We start from the raw sequence: 24,327 nt of genomic DNA on the forward strand, positions 1-24,327 counted from the left end.
TTATATCCAGGGTTTTTGCTTGACAGATGCTGTTGTTGGACTAAAGCTGATAGAATTTTTCAATCGCAATTTTCCCCATGTTTTTCCCAATTTCATAATCGGTTATAAGGGTTTGATAATCTTGAGTGAATCGGGTGGTTTTGAAATGTTCAGGAGGACAAATTTCTATAATTTCAACACCCTTAGGTGGATTTTTAATGAAATCAATAGATCGATTGTAAACTTTGTAACGGTTCTTTATAGCTTCCAGAAGTCCCTTGTGTTTGCTAAACATCAGGTTGGCTAGTTTAAACTCAAAACCGTTTTGCATGCGGTACGACTCGGGTCTCGAACGCAGAACCATAATACGAGTAGCACCTTTTTCGTAGGCTCGTTCAACAGGAATGGGGGCTGCAACCCCGCCATCTGAAACAACTTGCCCATCTACTTTAAGATAATTACGATAAAAGAGAGGAATCGTGCACGAGGCTTTAAGGTAATGGCTTAGATTTTCGGCATTAGGGTTTAGAAAGAAGGCTTCTCCACTTTCATTTTTTGTGAAGCCAATTTCAAAATCGATATTTTTTTTAAAAAGTAGGTCGGTATTGATAGGGAGTTCCTTTTCTGTAACCTGCCAAAGCCAATCGAGATCGATAAAATGTTTTCCCTTTAAAAAGTTTTTAAGGCTAATGTATTCGGGATGGAGCGAGTAGTTGGTGTAAACCTCAAAGTTACGTCCTTTGTGATCTGCAAGATAGGCTGCTGCATTAATTGAACCTGCCGAAACGCCGATGATAATATCGAAGGGATTGAACTGCTCTTCTAAAAATTGATCCATGATTCCAGCTGAAAATATGCCTCTCATGGCACCTCCCTCGACAACTAAAGCTGTTTTTACTGGCATAGCGTAAGTTTTATTGACCTAATTCAGTTCGGATAAGTTTTTCAATTTTTGCTGTTAACTCTTCAGCAGTATAGGCAGAGGGCTCAATCGGATCTAATACCGTATAGCTTCCTTTCTCACCAAAAGATAGTGGAAATTTGCCATTTTTTTCAATTTTATAGTTGCCATCAACCACAAAGGGAACAACCAATGCATTGGGTGCTTCTTCCAATAGAGTTGCGAGTCCTCCCGATTTAAATTGTTTTAGCTTACCTGTTCTGCTTCGGGTTCCTTCTGCAAAGATACACGCACAATAATTATTATCCGCAATTAATTTCCCAAGTTTTCGGATTTCAGCCAAAGCCTGATTTCTGTTTTTACGATTGATTAATGCTGCTCCTGAATGACGCAGATTATAGGAAATACTGGGCAGATTTTTAGCCAGTTCAATTTTTGAGATAAATTTAGGATGATGTTTTCTGAACATCCAAACAATGGGAGGGATGTCGTAGGTTCCCTGATGATTAGATACAACAATAATGGGGCGATTGGTTGGTAAGTCGACCTTATTGTTGAATTTTATTCTGAACCCGATAAGAATGACCAATCGCATCAGAATATAATTCAGAATATCAACAGAAACTTTGTGAGCTTTATAGCCGAATAGGGTTCTGCAAATAACCTGGATCGGATGAAAAACCACCAAAGCCAGAATGAATGAAAAATAGAAAAGTGGAGTGCTTATATATGACAGTAACTTTTTCATCAATGAGAAATATTTTATGCGACTTAATTGTTGTATTAATTTAGATTCGTTGTATTCTTAGCCCTTATATAAGCTAGTTTGCGATTGAATCTTCTAAATTTTAAACTGCACAAAATTAAAAAACGATAGTTGATTTTCAACTATCGTTTGTAAATATCGGAATAATACTTTCGATATAAGAATTTACATGTTTTTAACTTGGCTTATTTCAGTTCGAAACGAACCATTAGCTGGCATTCAAGTTTGATTTTTTCGAATTCAATTTGTGGAGCCGCATCTGACATTTCTAAACTTGATACGCCTCTAATCATTATTCTTTTATCTTGTGGACGGGCTTGATAGGTGCTGTAAGAACTTTCGTTGATATAAATAGCCTTACCAATTTCCTGGTCCAGTGCAGCTGTTAAAGCCTTTGCTTTAGCTTTAGCTGACTTTATGGCTTTCACTTTAAGTTCGAGTTTAAGTGCTTCAATTTTTGAATGGTCAACTTTTTCAATGTTGATATTCGAAATTCCAATATCTTCTAAAGAACGATATAAATTTGCAAGGGTTTTTGTATCATGAACAATGACTTGATAAGATTTTGATTTCATGATATCTTTCTTTTTCAGAAAATAGCTTTGAAAATTACTTGTGAAATCAACAACTGAAACCTGTTTTTCGATATCGAGACCTATTTTCGTTAAGGTATTCAGCATGTCTTTTTCAAGCTCGTCTACACTCTCTTTGTTCTTGGTGTCTTTTTCACTCAAATTGATATTCAGATAGATTTGATCCGGAACGATTTCGATTTTGGCTTTTCCGTTAACCTCAATATAATTCTGATCAATGAAATTTTTTGTTCCTGCCTGAGCAAAAGAAAGTTGTGTCATTATAAGGGCAAAGCCCAATAAAAATAGTCGTTTCATACGTCTCATATTTTAGTTTATTTTATCATTTGATTCCAAACAGCCGTATTGGTTGCGTCCCAATTTTGCTTATTTATTCGAATCTTTTTTGTCATTTAAAGTGAGTACAGAGGCAATTATGATGCCAATGATTTCATCTTTAAAGATGGATTAATGAATTTAATCATAAATTTTTAGTTTAGAACTGTTTAGGAGATACAAATAAAGCCACCCTTTTCAGGATGGCTTTTAGCATATTCATCTCGGTTTAGTTGTAAGTATAAACGTTCAAGAATTAGTAATATGCTATTCTAATTAATATCGTTGGCACATTTCTTAATAACGACCTTATTCTTGAAATATTGTCGTTTAAATAAAAGAGAAAGATTAACAAGGGCAATGAGTACCGGTACTTCAACCAGTGGACCAATAACCGCAGCAAAAGCAACACCGGAATCAATTCCAAATACTGCAATGGCAACTGCAATAGCTAATTCAAAATTATTACTCGCTGCCGTGAACGAAAGGGTTGCTGTTTTCTCGTAGCCCGCATCAAATTTTTTCCCCATAAAGAAGGAAACCAGGAACATGATCACAAAATAGATCAATAGTGGAATCGCAATTTTTACAACATCGAAAGGCAGCTGAATGATATTTTCACCTTTTAACGAGAACATCACAAAGATGGTAAACAAAAGGGCTACTAAAGTCAGAGGACTGATTTTTGGAATGAATTTCTCCTGATACCATTGCTTGCTTTTTCGTTTCAGTAGCAAGTAACGTGTCAACATGCCTGCTAAGAAAGGAATTCCAAGGTAGATGAAAACGGATTGAGCAACTTCACTCATGGTGATATCAACAACTGAGCCTTCCAAACCGAAATACTGTGGTAAAAGCGTGATGAAAACATAGGCGTAGATGGAGAAGAAGAAGACCTGAAATATGCTGTTGAAAGCAACCAAACCTGCGGCGTATTCAGTATCTCCTTTGGCTAAATCATTCCAAACAATAACCATGGCAATGCATCGTGCCAAACCAATCAGGATCAAACCCGTCATATATTCGGGGTAATCTCTTAGAAATAAAATGGCCAGACCGAACATTAATGTGGGGCCCAGAATCCAGTTTTGAACTAAGGAAAGTAAGAGAATTTTTCGGTTCTTAAAAACATCTTTTAGCTCTTCATATTTCACTTTGGCCAGTGGCGGATACATCATAATGATCAGTCCGATGGCAATGGGTATATTGGTGCTGCCCGATGACATGGAATTCCAAAAATTAGCAATGTTTGGAAAAAGAAATCCTGATCCAACACCTGCGGCCATAGCAACAAAAATCCAGAGGGTTAAATACCGATCCAGAAACGATAGTTTTTTAGTTAAGCTTCCCATTTTATTTAATGTGGTTTATTTTGGTTAATAGTTGTTTGTAGTCAGTTATCAAAATCTCTTTTGACTTTCCGACCTTTCGACTTTTTGACCTTTCGACTATTTCTTATTTAAAATGTATTCTTCGTTGAATTTGGCAAAATCACGACGAATTTCATCTCTAACTCTTCTGAAAACATTCATCACTTCTTCTTCGTTTCCTTCAGCATATGCCGGATCGTCAAAGCCAATGTGCAGACGTTTGCCAACCGGGCCAATAAATGCCGGACAAGCTTCCTTCGCACCACCACAAACCGAGATTAAAAAGTCAACACCTTCTTCAAGGAAAACATCGACCATCTTAGGTCTTAGGTGACTGATGTCAATTCCAATTTCAGCCATGGCTTTTACGGCTAAGGGATGTACCTCATTGGCAATTTTAGTTCCGGCCGATACAACGGTTAGTTCCGGGTTAATATCTCTTAAAATGGCTTCACCCATTTGACTGCGGCAAGAATTGCCTGTGCATAAAATAAGGACTTTCATAGTTTGATTTATAATTATCAATTAATGATTAACAATTGTGTTTTGTCATGTTATCGTTTTATTAGAAACGAAGAGACGATAAGTTTAACAGCATTCTTTGTTTTGGGGTTGTATGCTGGTGACAAAATCTGAAAAAATCTGATTTAATGCTTCTATTGCTTTATCATCAAGGCAGTATCTCATTTTTAAACCCTCAACTTCACCTTTGATTAAACCAATCTCCTTAAGTTCTTTTAAATGTTGTGAGACTGTAGTTCGGCTCAGGGGCAGATGATCTGAAATATCACCTGAGATGCAGGTATTGCACGAGGCCAAGTATTGAAGAATGGCAATACGTGCGGGATGTGACAATACTTTTGCCCACTTGGCCAAGTCCTGTTGATGTTTATCGAATAGTTCTAATTTTTTCATCGGTTAATGTTTTATGACGCAAACATACGACATTGTATTAAAACTCAGTTTAAAGAATTGTTAATTTTTTAGTTTGAGATAAAAAAACACTCGATTTTGCTCGCATATCTGCTGAATCTATTGTCTTTTCAAGAAAAGAAAGTATCTTTTGGGACTTAACAAAAAATGATTGCTACACCTATGAAAACGATTCTATATTTTCTGGCGCTGATGTTGATTTCAACGGCTTCCTTTTCTCAATATTACAGTACAGGACAAGAGCCGTCAAGCCTGGAATGGAAGCAGATTAATACCCATGATTTTCGAATTGTATTTCCGGTTCAATACGAGTCTAAAGCTCGTTATTTAGCCACCCTTTTTCAGGATTTGAAAGCCAAAGCCGGTAAAGATTTGAAACACACCCCCAAGAAGTTTTCAATTGTATTGCATACGCAATCTGCCACATCAAATGGTATGGTGGTTTGGGCACCTAAGCGGATGGAGCTTTATGCAACGGCTCCTCAGGATGGAGATAACCAGGATTGGTTGAATCATTTGGCAACACATGAGTATCGCCATATCATTCAGATGGATATATTGGAGCGGGGCTTTACACGTATTTTGAATACCTTATTCGGTCAGCAGGCTACTGCTTTGGTTGTTGGCCTGTACTTGCCTGCCTGGTTTATGGAAGGCGATGCTGTTTGTGTGGAAACGGCATTAAGTGAATCGGGCAGAGGACGTCAGCCTGAATTTGAGCAGGAGTTAAAAGCTCAGTTACTCGAAAAAGGGACTTATTCTTATGACAAAGCTGTTTTAGGATCTTATAAGGATTTTATTCCGAATCGTTACACCTTAGGTTATTATTTGGTGGGCAAATCGCGACAACATTATGGCGATGAATTTTGGAGAAATACCCTTCGTAAAGTTGGGGCCGAGTCGATGAAGGTGAATTGTTTCTCTACGGGCTTAAAGCTCGGGATGATGCATAAGCGAAATCAAGTGTTTGCAGAACTAAAGGAGAGGCAGGCAATTCATGCAAATACGGAATTTGATGTGGAAAACATCGATTGGGATCAGGTGCAGGAACTCAATACGCATAAGGATGGCAAGTTGACCCTGTATGCCGATGTCATGTCGGAATTGAAGTGGGAGTGGCAGGTTCAGGATAAAAAACGTATTGCTGCGCCATCAAAATGGATCACAAAACCCAAAGCGATTTATACCCATTATCGTTTTCCGCACCTAAGCGATGAAGGAGATCTTTTGCTAAGCAAATCGGGATTAGCCGATGCGCAGTCCTTTGTTTCAATCGATGCCCAGGGGACAGAAAAGACGGTTTTTATTCCTGGTTTCGATTACAGAACAGGTTACGATTATAAAAATGGGAAGCTATTGTGGTCGGAATACAAGGCTGATTTGCGATGGCAACATGCTGACAAGGCTTTAATTGTGAGCTACGACACAAAAACCGGTAAGCGAAAAACATACAAGCAGAAACAAAATTGTTATGCTCCAGTTTTTTCAGGTGATGGGAAACGTATTTTAGCCGTTGAAATGCATCCGGATGGGACCTGTGCGCTGGTGATTATCGATGAAAATACCAATGAAATGATTCAGCGTATAAAAGCGAATGGTAATGCGTTTTTTATGACACCTCAGTGGGCTAAAAATGATAAAAGCATTATTGTGATGATACAGTCTAATGATGAGAAGTGTTTGGTTGATATTGATCTGAAGTCCGAAAAAAGACGGGTTCTGTATCGGGCCGGGAAAACAAATATATCGCAGCCTTTGGTGAGTGATCGCTATGTGTTTTTCACGTCTTCACATACGGGAACTGATAATATTTTTGCCTATGAATGGGAGAGTGGTCAGGTTTCGCAGTTGACATCGTCTCGTTTTGGAGCCAGAGATCCCTATTTTGATGCAGACCATAATACACTCTACTATTCTGATTATTCGGCTGATGGTTATGAGCCACATGCTGTTGATATTGATCACTGCTTGTGGAAAAAGCAGGAGGGTGAGGCTTATACATTCCCTTTAGCCGGGCAGTTGTCAGATCAGTTGGGAGAGAAACTTCAGGCGGATACTTTAAATTTGGCACAATGGCAGGTTAAGCCCTACAATCGTTTAACACATACTTTTAATTTTCATTCCTGGGCTCCCGTTTTCATTTCGCCTGATGAAGAGAATATGGATATTGGGATTTCGGCTTCCAGTCAGAATTTATTAAATACCCTGTTCACCACGGTGGGTTACAGAAAACAAGAGGGCTACGATAAGGGGCAATTTTATCTGAATTTATCCTACCAGCGTTTCTTTCCCATTTTCAATTCAAAATTGGAATACGGAAAGCCATCTTTGGCTTATTTTGGACAGCGTAAAAATTTGAGTACAGGTGAAGATGAGTCATTACCCCTTGATACAGAATGGAAGCAAGTAGAGTGGGAAAATTCAGTGACTTTGCCTTTTAATTTATCGTCGGGACGTCATTCTGTGTTTTTAAGACCCAAGTTTTCATATAATATCTATCAGTTTAGAGATTATCAAACCCAAATTTTGAGTTCTGAATTCAATCCTCAGTTTTATAATCTGAATATTGCAAACAGAACGCTGACCGAACTGGAATACCAGTTGTATTTCAGCCATTCAGTCAAGGCTTCGAAACGCGATTTGCAGTCGCCCTGGGCTCAATATTTACAGTTTGCTTATCGCAATAGCCCATCTAAAGAGTCTAATGCAGGCGAGCTGTGGTCGGCGCTTGGTCAGTTTAATTTTCCGGGTTTTGCCAAGCATCATGGTATAAGCCTTTATGCGGGTTATCAGAATCGTTCAGAATTGAATACCATTTTTGGCAACAGCATTAAATCGCCCCGTGGCGTGTCTGATTTATTCGGTTTTGATTGTGCGATTGTGAGTGCGGATTATCGAATGCCCATAGCTTATCCGGATTGGAGCATGGGAGGCTTGGCTTATTTTAAGCGAATTAAGATGGGGGCTTTTATCGATTATGGTATAGAAAAAGGCCATTTTATTCATAATGAAAGCCTGATCAATTTTGATAATCGAATTACTTCAGCCGGGCTTGAGTTTACGGCGGATATGCACGTTTTGCGTTTGCCTATTCCTTTGAATTTGGGTTTCCGATTGGGCTACGAGAACGAAACGAATGCCGTATTTGGGAATCTTCTTTTATCCTACAGTTTTGATTTGTAAGGAAGAAAAGATTGAAAAGTATGAAGAGTCAAAAGGTTTGAAAAGTTAAAGAGTTCAAAAGTAGAAGGTTAAAAAAAAGTGAAGTAAGAGAAAATAATCCTATAATGATTAATGAAAAAATAAGCCATCTCAACTAAGATTGAGATGGCTGACTTTTTGTTTTAAATTGTATTATTCGCAACGTGTATAAGTGAACCTGCTGTTTTGTTGCCAGGTCTTTCCCTGATCGTGAGAGACCTTCTTCATCAGAATAAAACTGTTCGCCATTCTGTCACTAATTGAGAATTGTGTATAAGTCTCCTCTTTCTCAACAGAATTATCAAAAATAAAATCCTGATCTGAGAAATCCCCCTCAAAAACTTCAAAGGTAGAGGATAAATCGTCGAGGATAGAAATCCTGTATTTTCCCTTTGCTTCGTTATAGGTATAGTTTATGGTCATATTCCGGGGAAGGTCGGGTTCGAGTTTTATCTTTTCCTGAAGGATATTTGTATCTGAAAAGTCAATAACAGAACGGGTTTGTCCCATAGGGCGCCAGGTTCCTCTTCGTGTAAAGGCTTCAATTTTCACATTCCAATTGCCTTGCATAAAGGCCAGTTTCTTAATCTCTTCTCTTTTGGGCATTATAAGCCAGTTTTGATCAAAGCCAGGGTTGATTTCTACATCTTCAATCTGTATCACTCTGTCGCGTTGCCAGAATGTCCGTTCAATAAAGAAGGGCATAACGAGACCATCAACTGTTCTAAAATCATCAAAGAAAGTCTCTGAAGGCATTTCGGAAGCAAAGTCGACCCATTTGGATTCGCATTTGTATTCCAGATAGGTGTTGGCATCCAGATACCATTTTTCAATCTTGCCGTTGGAGCGTGTTAGCTTCAAAACAAAAACATCAAGCCTTTCAAGTTTTTCTTTTCCAATAAATTCCACCTGATGCCCTTTTTCTTTGTAATTGAAAAATGGGCTTGTGAATTCAGCTTTCTGGGCGAAAACATTTTCTTCGCCTGAGTTAATTCGTCGGGCATAAGAGATTTCCTGCCAGGGATCTATAGTCCATCCTTTTTTGCCATCGAAAGCTTCAATAACCCGATGTTGTCCCAATTGAAAATCGGCGTAATACTGACCCGAACGTGTTTTCCAGGCCATATATTCCTTTTCGATACTAAAGGCTGTAAACCGACCAGTTATTTTCATTGTTTCAACCTGGTTCCACTTTTTCAGTCCGCCGTGTGCTTCTATATGTTTGGCGATGATGGTTTCTACATTTTCAGCCATAAGCAGGCTTGGCAAACAAAGCGAAAGACAGACTAAGATGAGTTGATATATTTTTTTGTTCATTGTTTAATATTTAAATCGTAATAAATCACTAATCCAATTAATTGAACTTGTAACAAGCCATTTCAGTTTGGTTTCTTAGGTAAAGTTTCCCTTTAACAAATGAGGGGGCTGTCCACGATTTTCCTTCAATGGCCTGAAAGCGTCTTTGTTCGCTGTAGGCTGTCGGGTCGGCTTTAATCTGAATCAGCTGACCTTTATCAGAAAGCACCAGAAGTTTATCGCCAACCAAAATCAGACTCCCTTTGCCAAAACCTCTTTTGGTCCATTTTTTCTCACCGGTTTCAGCCGATATGCATTGCAGGGCAGCCACATTAAAACCATAAAAATGCCCTTTGTAATAGATGGTTGAGCTGTAGTCGTTTTTCATGGTAGGCGCTTGTAGGACTTCACTTAGCATATTGTTTTTAACTTCTACAATTTCGAAACCCGAGCTGCGGACAGTAGAGATAAAAATCTTATTTGCATCAACCAATGTGGGCATGGCTGTTGGGGCGTTCATCTTCATGGCGTAAGTCCAAAGGGTTTCGCCTTTGCTGTTGTAGGATGATAAGGTTTTCTGATTGGCGAAGATGATTTGCGTTTGACCATCAATTTCAGCCACAAGGGGAGAGCAGTACGAGGCATTCCCTTTGCCCTTAGCCCAAAGTAATTTGCCTGTGTTCTGATCGAATGCCACAAAAGCTCTCGATTCGGTTCCACCCGCTTCCATAATCAGGATGCCATCAACCTGTACAGGCGATGAGGAGAAGCCCCAACGAGGCAGTTTGCTGCCAAATTCTTTCATAAAGTCGACCTGCCACAATTGTTTGCCATCTGTTTTAGCATGTGCGGTTAACTTGCCGTAGCTACTAAAACTGAAAATTGTGTTTTCGCCAATCAGCGGGGTAGACCGGGGACCGTCGCCAAAGCCATCCTTATCGATAAAGATAGAATCGACTTTGTTTCGCCAAATCTCTTTCCCTGTTTGGGCATCAAAGGCTGCCATATATTCCCAGCCGGAAAGACTGTCTGTTTTTTCACTGAGCATGGTGTAGAGTTTATCGCCCGAGGTGGTTATTTCTGAAAAGGCGCAACCAATTTTTTTCTTCCAGATTAATTCAGGTGCAGGATCGCTCATTTGGCTGTCAGCGATGCTCTCTGTTGAGATACCCGAACGGGCAGCTCCTCTGAATTGTGTCCAGTCTTCACTTGTTTGAGCAAATGTGATGGGGGATTGCAGCATTAAGACAAATGCCAGCAAGCATGAATAGATTGTTCGTTTCTTCATTTTGGGTTTTTCCAGGGTTTAGAAATGTTGTTTTGTTTTTTTTCATACCTAAGATAAACATGTTTCCCCGTAAGAAGCTGTAACAAAATAAGAATTAGATGAAAGGTGATCTTTGCACGATTTCTTTTGAAGGTGAAAGGATAAAGGATAAAAAGTCAAAAGGTCTGAAAAGTCCACAAAGTCATAGAAAATATCCTTATGTCTTCTGATTGTAGTTGAAGTCCTGATTCGTTAGTGCCATCATTTAAATACTTGCATTTCAATTCTGCTCAATGTCCGTATTTTTCCGAAAGCTCCAATAAAAAAAAATCTCCCTTTTAGGGGAGATTCCGGCAGGGAGAGGGGTGTTTTTCCATTGTCTGGAAAATCATCAATCCCAAATCAATATTTTAATCTTTTTTCATTACATATTAAGCTTGTTTCCTTTAAGCTTTATTTGGTTCTTCCTTCGGCCATGTTGTCGTATTCCTCATCATCGGCTTCCCAAAGCTGAATTTTATTGCCTTCGGGGTCGATGATGTGGGCAAACTTTCCGTATTCCAGGCATTCAATTTCATCCAAAACTTCCACGCCTTCTTTTTTAAGTTCTTCCAGCAGCCATTCCAGATCTTCAACCCGGTAGTTCACCATAAACTCTTTATCCGAAGGTTCGAAGTATTTGGTGTTGGCATCAAAAGGACTCCAGACTGAAAATCCCTTTTTATTGGCATCATCCGCCTGGCGCCATTCGAATGAAGTGCCATACTCATCGGTATTAAAACCCAAATGTTTGGTATACCAGTCTTTCATCGACTTTGGATTTCGGCACTTGAAAAAGATGCCGCCTATTCCTGTTACCCGTTTCATATAGATAGAATTAGATTTCACACTGAAGATAAAGAATATTAAACAATCTTCACAAATTTGTTTATCGGGAAAGGGGCTTGTCCATTTTTTTTTATTTTTGTTCACGAAGATTTAAAGTTATCAGGCTTTAACCATATTTTGCCTTTTGATATCTACTGAAATACTTCAACTATTAACAAACATTTTAAAATTTAAACATGAAACGTTTTATCAATTCAGAAAAAGCCCCTAAGGCTATTGGTCCTTATTCACAAGCCGTAGAAGCTAACGGGACTTTATATATTTCGGGTCAGCTGCCAGTTGATGTGGCTACAGGAAAATTTGTTGAAGGTGGTGTGAAAGAGCAAACCGAGCAGGTGATGAAAAACATTGGTTATATTCTTGAAGAAGCGGGTTACAGTTATAAGGATGTGGTAAAATCAACTTGTTTGTTGAGCGATATTGCAGGTTTTGCTGAGATGAATGCGGTTTATGGTGAGTATTACACCGAGGATTGCCCTGCACGTGCTGCCTTTGCCGTAAAGGATTTGCCTCTTGGTGCTTTGGTCGAAATCGAAACCATTGCCGTGAAGTAATTTCATTTTACGATATGATAAAGAAAGGCTGCCAATCCGCGATTGACAGCCTTTTTTATGTGTTTTAAAAGATGACTTGTTTTGAAGTGAAAGTCCTATTTTGAAAACATTTTTACCAACCACAAGATTAGGTATAGCCCTATTCCGGCTCCAAAAAATAGCACGGATACAACAAAGGCTATTCTGATCAGTTTCACATCCCAACCCAATTTTCCACTCAGCCATTCGGCAACTCCTAAAATCATAATTTTATCTTTTTAGATTTATACATTGATTCAAAAATACGAAATATTTCCTTGTTTATAAGCGAAACAAATGCCCTGAGCTCACGATCAGATGGATTAAGATTCCTAAAATTGCTCTGCCTGGATAGTGTCAGAGACTCTTAGCAAAAAATAAGATTCTATTTATTCTTGCTCTATATTACTTGTTAAGTTGTTAATAATCTATGTCTTGAATTTCTTGATTAGCCGTTTTTTTGTAACTTATAGGGAGTCTTCTTTTCCTTATTAAGTGTGATTTTATACACTGTGTTGCAGATTTGTGTTTAAACCTAATAATTTGATGGATATGTCTGATCTAAAAAAAGGAATTCAAAATCATATAATTGAATTGCAGTCAGAAATTGACACCATTTTTGCCAAAGGCCGTGATTCCGTTGTTTCGGAAGTTAACATTGGGCAAATTTATGGTGGAATGCGTGGATTGGTTGCATTGGTTTGTAACACATCCTATGTTGATCCTTATTCGGGGCTTTATATTGGCGAGTATACCACAGAAACTTTTTCGAATAAGTTACCCGAGGAAATATTTTTTCTTCTGTCTACCGGGAAATTTCCGGATACGAAATCCCTTGCTGAGTTTCAGAATGAATTGAATGAACGCGCACCAATTCCTGAATATGTTTGGGATGTTTTGCGTGATCTGCCTCAGGATACGCACCCAATGACCATGTTGAGCCTCGGTATTTTATCCATGGAAAATGAGTCTGTTTTTAAGAAGGCCTATCAAAAGGGGTTGAAAAAATCGGAATACTGGCAATACAGCCTGGAGGATGCAATCAATATACTGGCAAAGCTGCCAGGACTTGCAGGGGGAATTTATCGAATACGATTTGGTGATGGGCATTTAATTCCACACGATTCCGGTTTGGATTGGTCGGGAAATTTGGCACATATGCTGGGTGTGAGCGATGATGCGGGTTTTGCTGATTTAATACGCCTGTATTTGGTTTTGCATTGCGATCATGAAGGCGGGAATGTGAGTGCCTTTACATCGAGAGTGGTGAATTCAGCTCTTTCAGATTTGTATTATGCCGTATCTGCCGGATTGAATGGTTTGGCCGGTCCCTTGCATGGATTAGCCAATCAGGAATGTTTGCGATTTATTCTGGAAATTCACGAAAAATATGGCGCAGATCCCGATGAAGAGGCGTTGAGAACGCATATTTTGGACGTGCTGAATTCGGGCAATGTGATTCCGGGTTACGGGCATGCGGTCTTGCGTGTTACCGACCCTCGATTTATTGCTTTTATGAATTTTGGTGAAACGAATTGCGAAAGCAGTCCTTGTTTTAAGATTGCAAAGAAACTTTTCTCGGTTGTTCCGGATATTTTAATGCATTATAAGGAAGGTAAAGTTGCCAATCCTTGGCCCAATGTCGATGCCATGTCGGGTTCACTTCTGCATCATTACGGGGTGAATGAGTTCGATTTTTATACCGTTTTGTTTGGGGTATCCCGAGTGATGGGATTTTGTGCTCAGAATATCCTTGCACAGGGATTAGGGCAGCCAATTATCAGACCTAAAAGTGTGACCAATAAATGGGTGCTTGAAAGACTTAAAGCGAAAGACTAAGGGTATTTTACCAGATCAGGATTTAAGCATCAGATCTGTTTGATAGAATTTGGATGAAAAAGAGTCAGTATACTCATCGATTCTGATGATACAAATAAAGGCTGCCAAGCGGGGATTGGTAGCCTTTTTTGTTCCTTTAGAGTGACTTGTAGCTTGTGCAACGCTTACTTTTGTTATAGGTTCGGTTTTTCTCCACTTTCCAAAACAATTACTTTGGATTATTCCAACCAGTTAGAAATTCCCCTAAAGCAAAATCAAGAAAGATGACAATCACAAGTATCGATACAATAATTCCAATAATTTTTAATGCTTTTTTATTCATTTTTCGATGTTTATTTAATTGGTAATCTCTCTTTTTAAACTGACCTGTAACGGGAAACTGGATGAGTAGTGGCAGATTATTCGCTATCGCTTATGAACTCACTCCGTTCGGTTGCGTGGTAGTTTCCTGTCAAACCGCTACGCGGTTTGAGCGGGCTGCAAAATCCCAAAACTCATACTGAACCTGCCATTACTTATACAAAGTGATATGCGCTGGTATTCATTTTTTTAATCTATTTTATTATTATCGGAGTCAACCAAATTCTAAAATTCTGTTATTTAATCTAAATATCGTATGAAACCCCAATTGAAAAATTGTGAGGAATATCTTGAAATTGTAAAATATGATTTACTTCAAAATACAAATCGAAATTATTAGTTACATGATATTCATAACCAAGACTAGGACTTAGTCTAGGTACAATATATAAATCATTTTCAGTGTCATTCCATAATTTTGCAATATCAAAAAGTCTAAAACCTATGTAAATATTTGATTTTGGCATTTTATAAAAGTCATATAAATAATTAATATTTACGTTAAAGTATTTCTCCCAAGACTTGTATATTTCGTCTTCAAATTTTCCATATTCAATACCTAACTTGAATGAATGTCTTGAATTCTTTGAAATAAAAAATTCACCTCCTACTTGAATAAACGATATTGCTGAAGTATTGTCAGAGAAATGTGGATCACTTGTATAGTTCGAATATTGGGAGTAAAATTTCCAATCTATTTCTCTTTTTTGAACTTCGGTTTCTTTATTCTTGAAATAAGAAATCTTACCATTATTATAAGCAATAATTATATTAGAGATATCTTTTTCATTATATCTAATATCATCAACTTTATTAAAGAGGTAGTTGTTGTCACTTATCAAATATTTTAAAACGCCCTTATATTTATTGTTTTCTTTATTATAAGTTTTGGAGTCAACTTTAACTATCTCAGATCCAGAATCTAGTGATCTCATTTGATTGTCTTTAAGAACATATAACTGGATATGATCATTAAACATTGTTTTATAAAGACTTATCTTAATTCCTTCGACAACACTTTCAAATAATTTTGCCTCTCCGTTATACTGAATGTTTCTAATAATACTTGTTTGCCCTTCAATAAAATCGATGTCTGAAATCTGATAGGTTTGCTTTGCTCCTATGCTATCTACTACTTTAACAATATCAGGGATTGATGGGTAGAGGTAAAGATCACCATTAACAATGGTGTTATTTTTTAAATGTACTTTTGAATCTTTTATATACTCCTGAGAAAACAAAGAAGAAAAAGAAATTAACAATAAGAGGGTAGTGGTAAAGGTTTTCATTTTCATATTTATTAATAATTGATACACTGCAAAACTATTCTAAGATTTTATGTGAGATAATTCTAAAATCAAAGGCTGTCTTGTTCTTTTAATATTTATTTGGGATTAATATTTATGTTGTATTTTTAATAAGGTATTATCATCATTTTTATTTAATAGACAGAAAGATTTTATAGTTAGGCTATATTATCAATAAGTATTTATGTTTTTCGAAACTAAAATAAGAAATTTTTATTAATATTTTACTTTATATAGGTTAATTATGATTATTTCGATTGTTTATTTTTGAATACCTAAACTTTTGGGAATGTGGCTTATTGAAAGACTTATGTATCTTATTTTGTTGTGTAATTTACCTTTTTATTGTTTCCATGTTATGTGCTAAATAGAATTGTTGCTGATTAAGCTTGTTTAGGCATTTTTATACAATATCAAACGTGAATTTTGGTGAGGTTAATTGCGCAGCTAGTCCTTGTTTTAAGATTGCAAAGAAACTCTTCTCAGTTGTTCCGGATATTTTAATGCATTATAAGGAAGGTAAAGTGGCCAACCCATGGCCCAATGTTGACGCCATGTCGGGTTCACTTCTGCATCATTACGGGGTGAATGAATTCGATTTTTATACCGTTTTGTTTGGGGTGTCCCGAGTGATGGGATTTTGTGCTCAGAATATCCTTGCACAGGGACTAGGGCAGCCAATTATCAGACCTAAAAGTGTAACCAATAAATGGGTGCTTGAAAGACTTAAGGCGAAAGGCTAAGGGTATTTTACCCAATCAGGATTTAAGCATTCAGATGTGTTTTTATAATAATCTGATTTTGATGATATGAATAAAGGCTACCAAGCGGGGATTGGTAGCCTTTTTTGTTCCTCTAGAGCGAGCTTGTAGCTTGTGCAACGATTACTTTTGTTAGCAACTGGGCTTTATTCTAGCAATCCTATTTATATTTCTTATCTATTACTTAATTGTTTCAATTAGATCAATTTTTTCTGTCAAATGCTTTATGCTCAATTCAGATGAATTACTACTGAATTGACTTAAAGATTGAAACATATCAAGAAGTGTTTGGTTATTAATTGAAGTATCGATTTTCGATTTTATAATCAGTTTATTTTCAGCGACTATAGTTTCTTTGTTATTATAATCTCTTGAATTGTTATAGGAGTTAATAAGAATAGCTTCAGTATAGATGAAAGTCCTCAAATCACCATTTTCTAATCCTTTAGGAATTATATTTTCAATTTGATCTATTAATTCTTGAAGTGAATAGAAACCTCCTTTAATATTATCATAGACGGACTGATGAGAGATTTTTAAATAGATAAGAAATATAAAGAGGCTAGGAATAAGATAATCATTGCTATAAAAAGAACGTAAGGCTAAACGAGCGTGTGCAAATATTTTTTCTTGTAACCTTAATGGAAGTCTCTCATAATTAAATAAAGCTGTTGAAAATTCAATAAGTTTATTACTATCACCTTTAAGTTCAGAATACTTTATCCTTTCATCTGAACTTATAAAATCACTAAACTTAAAGTAGTCATATAAATGTTTACAAAAAAGTTTTGTACTGGGTTCAGGTATAGCATATTCAATATCAATAAATCTTCTCAAATATTCGTCTGCATTTATATTATCGCTTCCATATACACCTCGTACTGCATGACCTAATTGAACCTTATCAATTGAAAGAACAAAAATAATACCTGGTACCGAGAAAAGATGCTTGATTTGTTCTAGAACTTCAACAGCATAGTTAGGTCGGCAGCGGTCAAGTTCATCTATAATGAAAATTACTGGTAAATTATCGTCTGTTAATTTCACAAACTTTTCAAGGCTTTTCTTAAATTCATCAATACTATTTTTACGACTCGCGTATGATTGTATTCGTTCTTCCAAACCTTTAGCCAATGCTTCTGAAGTCAGGTTTAATGGACCATTGACGAAATTATCACCAACATATTTTTTTATTTGAGTTTTGAGTAAACCAAGAGCTAAACCTTTTACTAGGGGAGCTGCATTTTGGACTACATTTTTAAAAACCTTTTCAGTTGTTGTCCCTTTTAGTGCTTCTAACTCTGACATTAATGAAACAAGAACATCATCTTCAAAATCGTTCTCCCAAGCATTAAAATAAAGTGTCTTATACTTTTGATTCTTTAAATGCTGTTCCCACATTTTTATAAATGTAGACTTGCCTGTTCCCCATTCATTGTTTATGGCCAATACAAAACCATCTGCATAGCTGTTTACAATTTCTGTAAGCACTAATGCATAAGGTTCTCGTTCTAATTTACAATTGGTAAAAGGATTAATTTTATCAATAACTATTTCTTCATTCTTTAATTTCATTAGACTAGTATTTCATTCTATATGGCTAGTTTATTTGCCTTGTTGCTAACGGTCTTGCTAAGTTTTGTGGGCGATTAAAACAGTTGCCTTATCAAACCGCGCGGAAGCAAGCCGCTTAAATTTGCTTATATTTTCCAGCAATCCAATTTTAATGGCTTGCTGGTGTTTGTTAATTGTACTGAACTTTTAAACTGCTCATCACCGCCACACGAACGCTTAGTTGTTGTTGTTGGCTGTTGTTTATTTTTTCAATGCCCTATCAACCCAATCATTATTTGTGTCATATTCGACTTCAATTAGCTTGTTAGTATCAAATTTAAAATTTAGCCAATAATCTCCTATTTCATTTTCATAAACAACTAATACTTTCACTTTATCAAATGAGTCAGATGGTTTAAATATTTTAGATAAAAGATTAGTTTTAGACATACCTATTTTAACATTTTCACTTAGTTCTATATCTTCGGATAATATTTTCCCATAAATCCTATACTTAGGTGTTTCTTTCAGATAAGAATCTTTGTAAATAAAAACATCAACTTTTTCTATACTATCTTGAAAATTGTATTCTTCAATATGTTTTCTAAAAAGATTATAATCAACAATGTATACATTTGCCAATTTGTGACTGAATACTTCTAATTTACCATTCTCAAACGGAATTAATGAAAATATATCACTATTTAAATCGAACTTTCCATTCATAAGTGTATCTATATTAGCTCGTTTATCCAAATTTTGTTTTTGAATTTTATTCGGTTGATCATCTTTTGCTTTAGAAGATAAAGTTGTGATTTTCTGGCTTTCAACAGTTCCACTTTCAGCAGCATTGTTAGATTTCTTATCACTCGAACAATTTGTAAAAATTAAAAGAATCAATAAATATTTAAATTGTCTCATTCGTTTTTATTATAAATTCTGACTAACGGTAAAAATTAGTCTTTGATTTTCGGTGATTTATACTTTTATCGTTCGCTTCAAAAATCAATGAATTTTTCCTTTATAGAGCGAATTACAGCCAACGTTTTATATTGTGTGTTGGGCATAGTTTTTATCTTCTTCCATAGCTTGAAATAGGTGATAGCATCTTGCGATAAGCTTGACGTACTTCACCTAATTCAATTCCTAAATGCACTACTTGCTCATCAGAATAATTATCTGGATTTACCCAATATTCTGATTTATGGTCACAAATACTTGCAAGTTGATCGTCAAAATGTCGCATAGGAATAGCTGCGGCAGACCAATATTTTGCAAGCTGAGCTTCTCTGTCCATATTTCTTTGAGAACCCTTTCCTAAGTCTCTGTAATAAAGATACGTTTCATCCAATGCAGTGGATATGGCTCTCAATGCACTGTCTTTTAATTCTCTCCTGTCCTTCGATAAGGTAGCAACAGGCCCAAGTAGCTTAACTACTCCTTCAATTACTTGTGATAGCATATTTTCTATTTTTTATCTCTGTCTTCGATTCCTTTGACTTTGTCGGCAGGAAGACCATTATAAATTCCGCTTACTCTTTTTGGTAAAGCAATCATATACTCAACAATAATATTCACTAAATCGAATAATTGCCCTACAGTATTTGGGTCATCGGTGTCGATTTGCCCTGGATGAACAGCATCATTTCCTGTTACTCTAACAATATCCAATGATTGTTGTACTATTTCTGGAAGTCCTTTTTTTACAAGGTTTCCAATATCTTTATTAATATTCTTTCCTTCCTCTCCCAATTCTTTGGCTAATACTTGTATGGAAAGTCTTAGCAGTGCAGCTGCACCCCTTGGTGATTTTGTATGAATTGCCGAAGCCTCCATATAAAGTTTATTAACTGAATCCGGCATTTCTGGATTTGGAAAAGGCGCATTACCATTATCTGGATAATACATTTTATCCATTACCCATAATGTATTTTTATTGCAGTGTTGACATTGCCCAACTCTAAGAGGCATATGGTCAGAATTCGAATGGATGCCGCCACTCCACATTTTGCTCCACCAATCTTGTTTTGCAATAGCTCCACAATGTGGACAGGTAAAAGAGCTACTATAAACTTGAGGTTGTAAATATTTCATTCTTTGTTTTTTTAAATTATGCCCAACGTATGTGTAACATCCATATTGTTGTTATTTCTCTTATATTTTTATAGAGTTGATGTTTTTCACTATAAATTATAGGGCTAACAGCAGCTTTTCTATGAACCAAAACTCACTTACAGTTGTTGATTTATTTTTGTGAAATCTAAAAGTAAGAATAATATCTTGCCATTTGGTTTTATTATGATTCTTTTAATTAAGAACTTATTAACACCTACACTTTAGGGTAGGGGTGCTTTAGTAAAGGAGTTTTTAGTCTTATTTTGTTTTATGCCTTCATTCCAATTTTTTTTCCTTTTTGTCTCTTAATAAATCCTTTGCCTTGTTTGCGATTTACACCTATTGATTTGTCATGTTAGATAAAAGCCTTGTGGGTAGGCGGCACGGCTTTGTTTCATTTGGTCCTTGTTTTGTATTTCGGTTTTAGTGTATTGTTAATCCTTTGTGCAGTTTTATTCCTACTTGCTACCTGTTTGTTTAGGGGCAGCACTGCGTTGTCTTTTTGGGGTGGCGGAACGCTTCAAGGGAGCGGCGGAATTTAACAACGCGATGGCAAAACTCTTTAACCGAGCGGCGGAACATTGCAACGCGAGGGCGGAATACATCAACCAAGTGGCGGAATCTAGTAACGCGATGGCGAAAAATGTCAACAGACTGGTTGAATATTTCAACGCGATGGCGGAAAGCTTCAAGCGAGTTGGGAACTATTGCAAGGGATAGGAGGAGCAGTTAAACGATCTGCCGTGTACTTGTTTTTGCATGGCGGAATGTATCATAATGGTAGTGTTTGCTTGTCGGCTATTATTTTGCTTAATACCTTTTTGCGTATGGGTTTATTCTGTTTAGTTCCTGTCTTGTAGGCTGTTGTGTTTTCACTGGTATTCTGCTGTTTTTGTGTTAGTCCTTTTGTTTTTATTACATAAAAATAAATTTGAAATATTTGGTTGTGATCATAAGTCTTTGTAGTTTCATATGACATTAAGTGAAAATTTAAATTTATTGTATTATGAACCATACTAGATTGTATAGTTGCTCCGATGCAGTTTTTATGAGCTGGGTGAGCCAAAGTGTCAATTTAATTAAAGAGGAACAGTCTCGTTTTACAGACTTTTCAGTGTTTTTCACGCCTGAACGCATACAGGAAATAGAGGTGCTTTATGCCGAGGCCAATACGATTCCTTCGGATAAGGTGTTTATTGATATTCAGGCTCAGGCTACTGAGAATATCAATACCTGTGTGGAGGAATGTGCCCGGTTTTATCAGTCCTGTAAGTTCGATATCGAAATGGTGTTTCCCAACAAGAAACATATTTGGAATCAGTTTGGGTTTAACGACTACGAATCGGCACGAAAATCGGGTCGGGCCATGTTCATGTTCTATTCCGACTTTATACTCATTGCCAATCTTCATAAGCAGGCCATGATCGAATCGGCCTGGACCGAAGAAACCTTCACAAAAATAGCTGAGCTAAAGGATAAGTTAAAAATGAATATGGATCAGCAAACCAAATGTCGTGTTGACAGAGGCCGGGCGACGGATGATCGTGTTGTTTGCTTGAATAAAATTTACGAGAAATTGGCAAAATATATGAAAGCCGCCAAAATTATATACGCCGACAATCAGGAAATGTTGAGATGGTTTAAGTTTCCGGTTACCAGCAAAACATCTAAGGATGAGGCAACCGAGCCGGAAACCCAGGAAGATTTGGTTTAGTCTTAACAACAGGTTTTGGCATAGGTTTAGCCCTCTTATCATTGAACTGCACCCCAAATGTTGTATTCAACTTTTGGGGGTCACTTTACCAATTGTCAGACCTAAAAGTGTGACCAATAAATGGGTGCTTGAAAGACTTAAAGCGAAAGACTAAGGGCATTTTACCAGATCAGGATTTAAGCATCAGATCTGTTTGATTGAATTTGGATGAAAAAGAGTTAGTATACCCATCGATTCTGATGATATAAATAAAGGCTGCCAATCGGGAATTGGCAGCCTTTATTGTTTTTTCAGATACTTATCGGTTCTATTTCCTTAGGTTTAATAGCTGTTTTAGTAAATAATTTCTAAGGCTTGAGAGTTTTGTGTTTTTCTTTTGTGATTTTTTCAAATGCAATTATTACCTGGCCAGGTTTTAAGCGATTCCTAATGGACCTCAATTTCGACTCAGGATTATTTTAAAATATTGATTAACTTTATTATCCTGAGTTATTTATATAAAACTTTATCGTCTTTGAAAATTTTTATTAAAAATATGGTTTGTATCCGTTGTCAGATGGTTGTAAAATCTGAATTAGACAAACTTGGCTTGCAATATACTGATGTGAAAATTGGAGAAGCTAATTTAAGAGGAAATATAACTGCTGAACAAACCGAGCAATTGAATACTGCTTTAAAAAAATCAGGATTGCAACTGATGGATAATAAAAAGAGTATTTTAGTTGAGAAAATAAAAAGCGCGATCATCGAATTGGTACACTATTCTGAAGAACAAATCAAGGTCAATCTTTCAGATTACCTCAGTGAGAAACTTAATTACGACTACACTTATTTAGCTAATCTTTTTTCTGAAGTTAAAGGAGTTACGATTGAAAAATTTTATCTGGCCCATAAAATTGAGAAAGTAAAAGAAATGATCGTGTATGACGAGTTGAGTCTTACCGAAATATCATACAGGATGCAATATAGCAGTGTCGCCCATTTATCAAACCAATTTAAGAAAATTACCGGACTGACCCCTACGCACTTTAAAATGCTAAAAAATAAGAGGTTCAGAACACTTGAAGATGTGTGAATAATGTAAAAAATACCCTAAATTGTGTAACAGCCAAATGAATCTTCGGTCGTACTTTTATAGTAGGACTTAATAAAGGTAAAATCATGCCAACGACTGAAGTTGAAAAATCGAAAACACATATCCTGATCGAAATAATCGAATATCTTCCTAATTCCGTGGTCACCAAAACCATCATCCGAAAAACGACAGGAAATGTAAGTGTCATTGCTATTGATACAGGAGAAACTTTAGCCGAGAAAATCTCACCTTACGATACGTTTGTTCAAATCATTGAAGGTCAGGCAGAGCTTGTGATTGGTGAGGAGATGAATATACTTAAAACAGGTGAAGCGATCATTATTCCTGCCCATACACCTCATGCGGTTAAAGCCAATGAGCGGTTTAAAATGATTGCAACTGTCATAAAAAGCGGCTATGATGAAGCGACATTATCAATATAAGGATATTTTGATCTCACTAAATCATTTTATAAGGGGAGCGGTTCTTTACTAAAATTAGTAAAGAACCGCTCTCGTTTTGATGCCACTGAAGGCATTGTGTTGTTAGATTTTTTTACCCTTGATAAGCCTGAAAAGGATTGCAATAAGCGCAATAACAAGTAGTATATGAATTATACTTCCGGTACTGTACGCAAAAAATCCGATTGCCCATCCTATTAGCAATATTGCAGCTATTATATACAATAAATCTCCCATGATGGTAAATATTAAAAATGAATAAAAACGAATAATGGATTACAATACAAAGTTATTTTTCATCACACTTTAAATCATTCCATTATTCTTTAAATGAGTTACATCAGTCACAGATAGGTAGTCATCAGATTCTGAATTCGTTTCCCAGAATGAATGTTCAGCTGTAACACCTTAAACTTTCCTGTATCCTGCCTTTATATATTTTGTCTGAAAATCAGACAAGCTGATGAAAATATTACTTGACATTATCGACGGTTAGGTCTTTAAATGTTTTACCTAACTCATCCATATCATGCTTGAATTCCCTTTTAAATTTTGACCAGTTATCCTGTCCGTCTTCTTTGTAATCTTCCAACTTCTTTTTCAGTTCCTTGTTTTTTTGTTCGAGGATAGCCAGCTTCTTTTCGTATTCGTCCTTTACGTCCCCTTTTTCATTTGCTATTTTCACCTTGAATTCGGCAATGCTTTTTTCAATAGCGTTTATTTTTTCTTCAGATTCTTTTTTAAATTGTTGAATAGAATCATTTATAACGATGTTTAGATCTTCTTTAGCTCTAACCATTTCATCCTTTGCCTCCTTCACATTCTCTTTGGCCTTTTCAACTTTGCTCTTTGAGTACTGGCAACCGGTAATCATTGTTCCTGCCATAATCGTTGCCATGGCAAGGGTACAAATTGTCTTTTTCATGATGTTTGTTTAAATTTAATTACTTGTAAATAAAGGTACCCATCAACGAATGGTCAGTTAACTGATACCTTTTTAATAAACACTAGACTAGTGTGAATCAATAATCCGGTACGTTTCTTATTTTCTTTCTTTTTG

The 24,327-nt window shown here is 36.4% G+C and carries 24 protein-coding genes; 7 read left to right on the forward strand and 17 right to left on the reverse strand.

Annotated features, from left to right (window positions below; all coding sequences use genetic code 11):
- Window positions 1-40: 40 nt before the first annotated feature.
- From EO244_RS06835 to EO244_RS06860, 6 genes are all read right to left on the reverse strand, one after another.
- Window positions 41-883: a patatin-like phospholipase family protein gene (locus EO244_RS06835; RefSeq protein ID WP_129253914.1), complete on the reverse strand. Its 843-nt coding sequence runs from the start codon at window positions 881-883 to the stop codon at window positions 41-43.
- Window positions 884-893: 10 nt separating this feature from the next.
- A complete protein-coding gene (locus tag EO244_RS06840) occupies window positions 894-1,628 on the reverse strand; it encodes a lysophospholipid acyltransferase family protein (RefSeq protein WP_129253915.1) in 735 nt (244 codons plus the stop codon).
- 203 nt (window positions 1,629-1,831) lie between these two features.
- On the reverse strand, window positions 1,832-2,536 hold the full coding sequence (locus EO244_RS06845) for an SIMPL domain-containing protein (protein WP_164977433.1): 705 nt from the start codon (window positions 2,534-2,536) through the stop codon (window positions 1,832-1,834).
- A 290-nt stretch (window positions 2,537-2,826) separates the two neighbouring features.
- Entirely contained in the window at window positions 2,827-3,906 is a 1,080-nt protein-coding gene (gene arsB, locus EO244_RS06850; protein WP_129253917.1) for an ACR3 family arsenite efflux transporter, read from the reverse strand.
- Window positions 3,907-4,002: 96 nt separating this feature from the next.
- Window positions 4,003-4,428 carry an arsenate reductase ArsC gene (locus tag EO244_RS06855; RefSeq protein WP_129253918.1) on the reverse strand — a complete coding sequence of 142 codons (426 nt, stop codon included), beginning with the start codon at window positions 4,426-4,428 and terminating at the stop codon, window positions 4,003-4,005.
- A gap of 84 nt (window positions 4,429-4,512) precedes the next feature.
- Window positions 4,513-4,839, reverse strand: coding sequence for an ArsR/SmtB family transcription factor (locus tag EO244_RS06860; protein WP_129253919.1), 327 nt, complete (start codon window positions 4,837-4,839; stop codon window positions 4,513-4,515).
- A 180-nt stretch (window positions 4,840-5,019) separates the two neighbouring features.
- Between EO244_RS06860 and EO244_RS06865 the strand changes: the two genes are divergently transcribed.
- The gene (locus EO244_RS06865) at window positions 5,020-8,040 is read left to right on the forward strand and encodes a hypothetical protein (protein WP_129253920.1); all 3,021 of its coding nucleotides are present in this window, start codon (window positions 5,020-5,022) and stop codon (window positions 8,038-8,040) included.
- 171 nt (window positions 8,041-8,211) lie between these two features.
- On the opposite strand, the gene EO244_RS06870 is transcribed toward EO244_RS06865, so the two are convergent.
- The 3 genes from EO244_RS06870 to EO244_RS06880 form a co-directional block, all read right to left on the reverse strand.
- Complete coding sequence (locus tag EO244_RS06870) at window positions 8,212-9,375, reverse strand: hypothetical protein (RefSeq protein WP_129253921.1); 1,164 nt, start codon at window positions 9,373-9,375, stop codon at window positions 8,212-8,214.
- Window positions 9,376-9,412: 37 nt separating this feature from the next.
- Window positions 9,413-10,642, reverse strand: coding sequence for a PQQ-binding-like beta-propeller repeat protein (locus EO244_RS06875; RefSeq protein ID WP_129253922.1), 1,230 nt, complete (start codon window positions 10,640-10,642; stop codon window positions 9,413-9,415).
- Between the two features lie 432 nt (window positions 10,643-11,074).
- The gene (locus EO244_RS06880; RefSeq protein ID WP_129253923.1) at window positions 11,075-11,488 is read right to left on the reverse strand and encodes a VOC family protein; all 414 of its coding nucleotides are present in this window, start codon (window positions 11,486-11,488) and stop codon (window positions 11,075-11,077) included.
- A gap of 197 nt (window positions 11,489-11,685) precedes the next feature.
- Here EO244_RS06880 and EO244_RS06885 point away from each other — a divergent pair, with 197 nt between their 5' ends.
- Entirely contained in the window at window positions 11,686-12,063 is a 378-nt protein-coding gene (locus EO244_RS06885; RefSeq protein WP_129253924.1) for a RidA family protein, read from the forward strand.
- Between the two features lie 95 nt (window positions 12,064-12,158).
- Here EO244_RS06885 and EO244_RS06890 read toward each other — a convergent pair whose 3' ends face one another.
- Window positions 12,159-12,308, reverse strand: coding sequence for a PspC domain-containing protein (locus EO244_RS06890; RefSeq protein ID WP_129253925.1), 150 nt, complete (start codon window positions 12,306-12,308; stop codon window positions 12,159-12,161).
- Window positions 12,309-12,633: 325 nt separating this feature from the next.
- Here EO244_RS06890 and EO244_RS06895 point away from each other — a divergent pair, with 325 nt between their 5' ends.
- Window positions 12,634-13,920, forward strand: coding sequence for a citrate (Si)-synthase (locus EO244_RS06895; RefSeq protein ID WP_164977434.1), 1,287 nt, complete (start codon window positions 12,634-12,636; stop codon window positions 13,918-13,920).
- A gap of 605 nt (window positions 13,921-14,525) precedes the next feature.
- Here EO244_RS06895 and EO244_RS06900 read toward each other — a convergent pair.
- Window positions 14,526-15,569 (reverse strand): hypothetical protein, encoded by a 1,044-nt coding sequence (locus EO244_RS06900; protein ID WP_129253927.1) that lies wholly within the window; start codon window positions 15,567-15,569, stop codon window positions 14,526-14,528.
- Window positions 15,570-16,006: 437 nt separating this feature from the next.
- Here EO244_RS06900 and EO244_RS06905 point away from each other — a divergent pair, with 437 nt between their 5' ends.
- Window positions 16,007-16,330: a citrate/2-methylcitrate synthase gene (locus EO244_RS06905; RefSeq protein WP_206734509.1), complete on the forward strand. Its 324-nt coding sequence runs from the start codon at window positions 16,007-16,009 to the stop codon at window positions 16,328-16,330.
- 198 nt (window positions 16,331-16,528) lie between these two features.
- On the opposite strand, the gene EO244_RS06910 is transcribed toward EO244_RS06905, so the two are convergent.
- The 4 genes from EO244_RS06910 to EO244_RS06925 form a co-directional block, all read right to left on the reverse strand.
- Window positions 16,529-17,923, reverse strand: coding sequence for a KAP family P-loop NTPase fold protein (locus tag EO244_RS06910; RefSeq protein WP_129253929.1), 1,395 nt, complete (start codon window positions 17,921-17,923; stop codon window positions 16,529-16,531).
- Window positions 17,924-18,163: 240 nt separating this feature from the next.
- Window positions 18,164-18,823 carry a hypothetical protein gene (locus EO244_RS06915; protein WP_129253930.1) on the reverse strand — a complete coding sequence of 220 codons (660 nt, stop codon included), beginning with the start codon at window positions 18,821-18,823 and terminating at the stop codon, window positions 18,164-18,166.
- 151 nt (window positions 18,824-18,974) lie between these two features.
- Window positions 18,975-19,364, reverse strand: a complete 390-nt coding sequence (locus tag EO244_RS06920; RefSeq protein ID WP_129253931.1) for a hypothetical protein — start codon at window positions 19,362-19,364, stop codon at window positions 18,975-18,977.
- 5 nt (window positions 19,365-19,369) lie between these two features.
- Entirely contained in the window at window positions 19,370-19,996 is a 627-nt protein-coding gene (locus tag EO244_RS06925) for a DUF4145 domain-containing protein (RefSeq protein ID WP_129253932.1), read from the reverse strand.
- A gap of 1,027 nt (window positions 19,997-21,023) precedes the next feature.
- On the opposite strand from EO244_RS06925, the gene EO244_RS06930 reads away from it, so the two are divergent.
- The 3 genes from EO244_RS06930 to EO244_RS06940 all read left to right on the forward strand — a co-directional run bounded on the left by EO244_RS06930 (window position 21,024) and on the right by EO244_RS06940 (window position 23,249).
- On the forward strand, window positions 21,024-21,731 hold the full coding sequence (locus EO244_RS06930; protein ID WP_129253933.1) for a hypothetical protein: 708 nt from the start codon (window positions 21,024-21,026) through the stop codon (window positions 21,729-21,731).
- 514 nt (window positions 21,732-22,245) lie between these two features.
- Window positions 22,246-22,806, forward strand: a complete 561-nt coding sequence (locus EO244_RS06935) for a helix-turn-helix domain-containing protein (protein ID WP_129253934.1) — start codon at window positions 22,246-22,248, stop codon at window positions 22,804-22,806.
- Window positions 22,807-22,892: 86 nt separating this feature from the next.
- Window positions 22,893-23,249, forward strand: a complete 357-nt coding sequence (locus tag EO244_RS06940; protein WP_129253935.1) for a cupin domain-containing protein — start codon at window positions 22,893-22,895, stop codon at window positions 23,247-23,249.
- 102 nt (window positions 23,250-23,351) lie between these two features.
- On the opposite strand, the gene EO244_RS06945 is transcribed toward EO244_RS06940, so the two are convergent.
- Both EO244_RS06945 and EO244_RS06950 read right to left on the reverse strand, forming a co-directional pair.
- Window positions 23,352-23,504 (reverse strand): lmo0937 family membrane protein, encoded by a 153-nt coding sequence (locus tag EO244_RS06945; RefSeq protein ID WP_129253936.1) that lies wholly within the window; start codon window positions 23,502-23,504, stop codon window positions 23,352-23,354.
- Between the two features lie 235 nt (window positions 23,505-23,739).
- The gene (locus EO244_RS06950) at window positions 23,740-24,192 is read right to left on the reverse strand and encodes a sll1863 family stress response protein (protein ID WP_129253937.1); all 453 of its coding nucleotides are present in this window, start codon (window positions 24,190-24,192) and stop codon (window positions 23,740-23,742) included.
- Between the last annotated feature and the right edge of the window lie 135 nt (window positions 24,193-24,327).

The organism is Ancylomarina salipaludis (assembly GCF_004122035.1).
GTDB lineage: Bacteria > Bacteroidota > Bacteroidia > Bacteroidales > Marinifilaceae > Ancylomarina > Ancylomarina salipaludis.

What these genes read in the sequence shown, in the direction of transcription:
- EO244_RS06900 (WP_129253927.1), bottom strand. Translation starts at nt 15,569, where the DNA reads ATGAAAACCTTTACCACTACCCTCTTATTGTTAATTTCTTTTTCTTCT.
- EO244_RS06880 (WP_129253923.1), bottom strand. Translation starts at nt 11,488, where the DNA reads ATGAAACGGGTAACAGGAATAGGCGGCATCTTTTTCAAGTGCCGAAAT.
- EO244_RS06930 (WP_129253933.1), top strand. Translation starts at nt 21,024, where the DNA reads ATGAACCATACTAGATTGTATAGTTGCTCCGATGCAGTTTTTATGAGC.
- EO244_RS06925 (WP_129253932.1), bottom strand. Translation starts at nt 19,996, where the DNA reads ATGAAATATTTACAACCTCAAGTTTATAGTAGCTCTTTTACCTGTCCA.
- EO244_RS06870 (WP_129253921.1), bottom strand. Translation starts at nt 9,375, where the DNA reads ATGAACAAAAAAATATATCAACTCATCTTAGTCTGTCTTTCGCTTTGT.
- EO244_RS06840 (WP_129253915.1), bottom strand. Translation starts at nt 1,628, where the DNA reads ATGAAAAAGTTACTGTCATATATAAGCACTCCACTTTTCTATTTTTCA.
- EO244_RS06915 (WP_129253930.1), bottom strand. Translation starts at nt 18,823, where the DNA reads ATGAGACAATTTAAATATTTATTGATTCTTTTAATTTTTACAAATTGT.
- EO244_RS06940 (WP_129253935.1), top strand. Translation starts at nt 22,893, where the DNA reads ATGCCAACGACTGAAGTTGAAAAATCGAAAACACATATCCTGATCGAA.
- EO244_RS06950 (WP_129253937.1), bottom strand. Translation starts at nt 24,192, where the DNA reads ATGAAAAAGACAATTTGTACCCTTGCCATGGCAACGATTATGGCAGGA.
- EO244_RS06895 (WP_164977434.1), top strand. Translation starts at nt 12,634, where the DNA reads ATGTCTGATCTAAAAAAAGGAATTCAAAATCATATAATTGAATTGCAG.
- EO244_RS06945 (WP_129253936.1), bottom strand. Translation starts at nt 23,504, where the DNA reads ATGGGAGATTTATTGTATATAATAGCTGCAATATTGCTAATAGGATGG.
- EO244_RS06885 (WP_129253924.1), top strand. Translation starts at nt 11,686, where the DNA reads ATGAAACGTTTTATCAATTCAGAAAAAGCCCCTAAGGCTATTGGTCCT.
- EO244_RS06865 (WP_129253920.1), top strand. Translation starts at nt 5,020, where the DNA reads ATGAAAACGATTCTATATTTTCTGGCGCTGATGTTGATTTCAACGGCT.
- EO244_RS06890 (WP_129253925.1), bottom strand. Translation starts at nt 12,308, where the DNA reads ATGATTTTAGGAGTTGCCGAATGGCTGAGTGGAAAATTGGGTTGGGAT.
- EO244_RS06855 (WP_129253918.1), bottom strand. Translation starts at nt 4,428, where the DNA reads ATGAAAGTCCTTATTTTATGCACAGGCAATTCTTGCCGCAGTCAAATG.
- EO244_RS06845 (WP_164977433.1), bottom strand. Translation starts at nt 2,536, where the DNA reads ATGAAACGACTATTTTTATTGGGCTTTGCCCTTATAATGACACAACTT.
- EO244_RS06920 (WP_129253931.1), bottom strand. Translation starts at nt 19,364, where the DNA reads ATGCTATCACAAGTAATTGAAGGAGTAGTTAAGCTACTTGGGCCTGTT.
- EO244_RS06910 (WP_129253929.1), bottom strand. Translation starts at nt 17,923, where the DNA reads ATGAAATTAAAGAATGAAGAAATAGTTATTGATAAAATTAATCCTTTT.
- EO244_RS06835 (WP_129253914.1), bottom strand. Translation starts at nt 883, where the DNA reads ATGCCAGTAAAAACAGCTTTAGTTGTCGAGGGAGGTGCCATGAGAGGC.
- EO244_RS06875 (WP_129253922.1), bottom strand. Translation starts at nt 10,642, where the DNA reads ATGAAGAAACGAACAATCTATTCATGCTTGCTGGCATTTGTCTTAATG.
- EO244_RS06860 (WP_129253919.1), bottom strand. Translation starts at nt 4,839, where the DNA reads ATGAAAAAATTAGAACTATTCGATAAACATCAACAGGACTTGGCCAAG.
- arsB (WP_129253917.1), bottom strand. Translation starts at nt 3,906, where the DNA reads ATGGGAAGCTTAACTAAAAAACTATCGTTTCTGGATCGGTATTTAACC.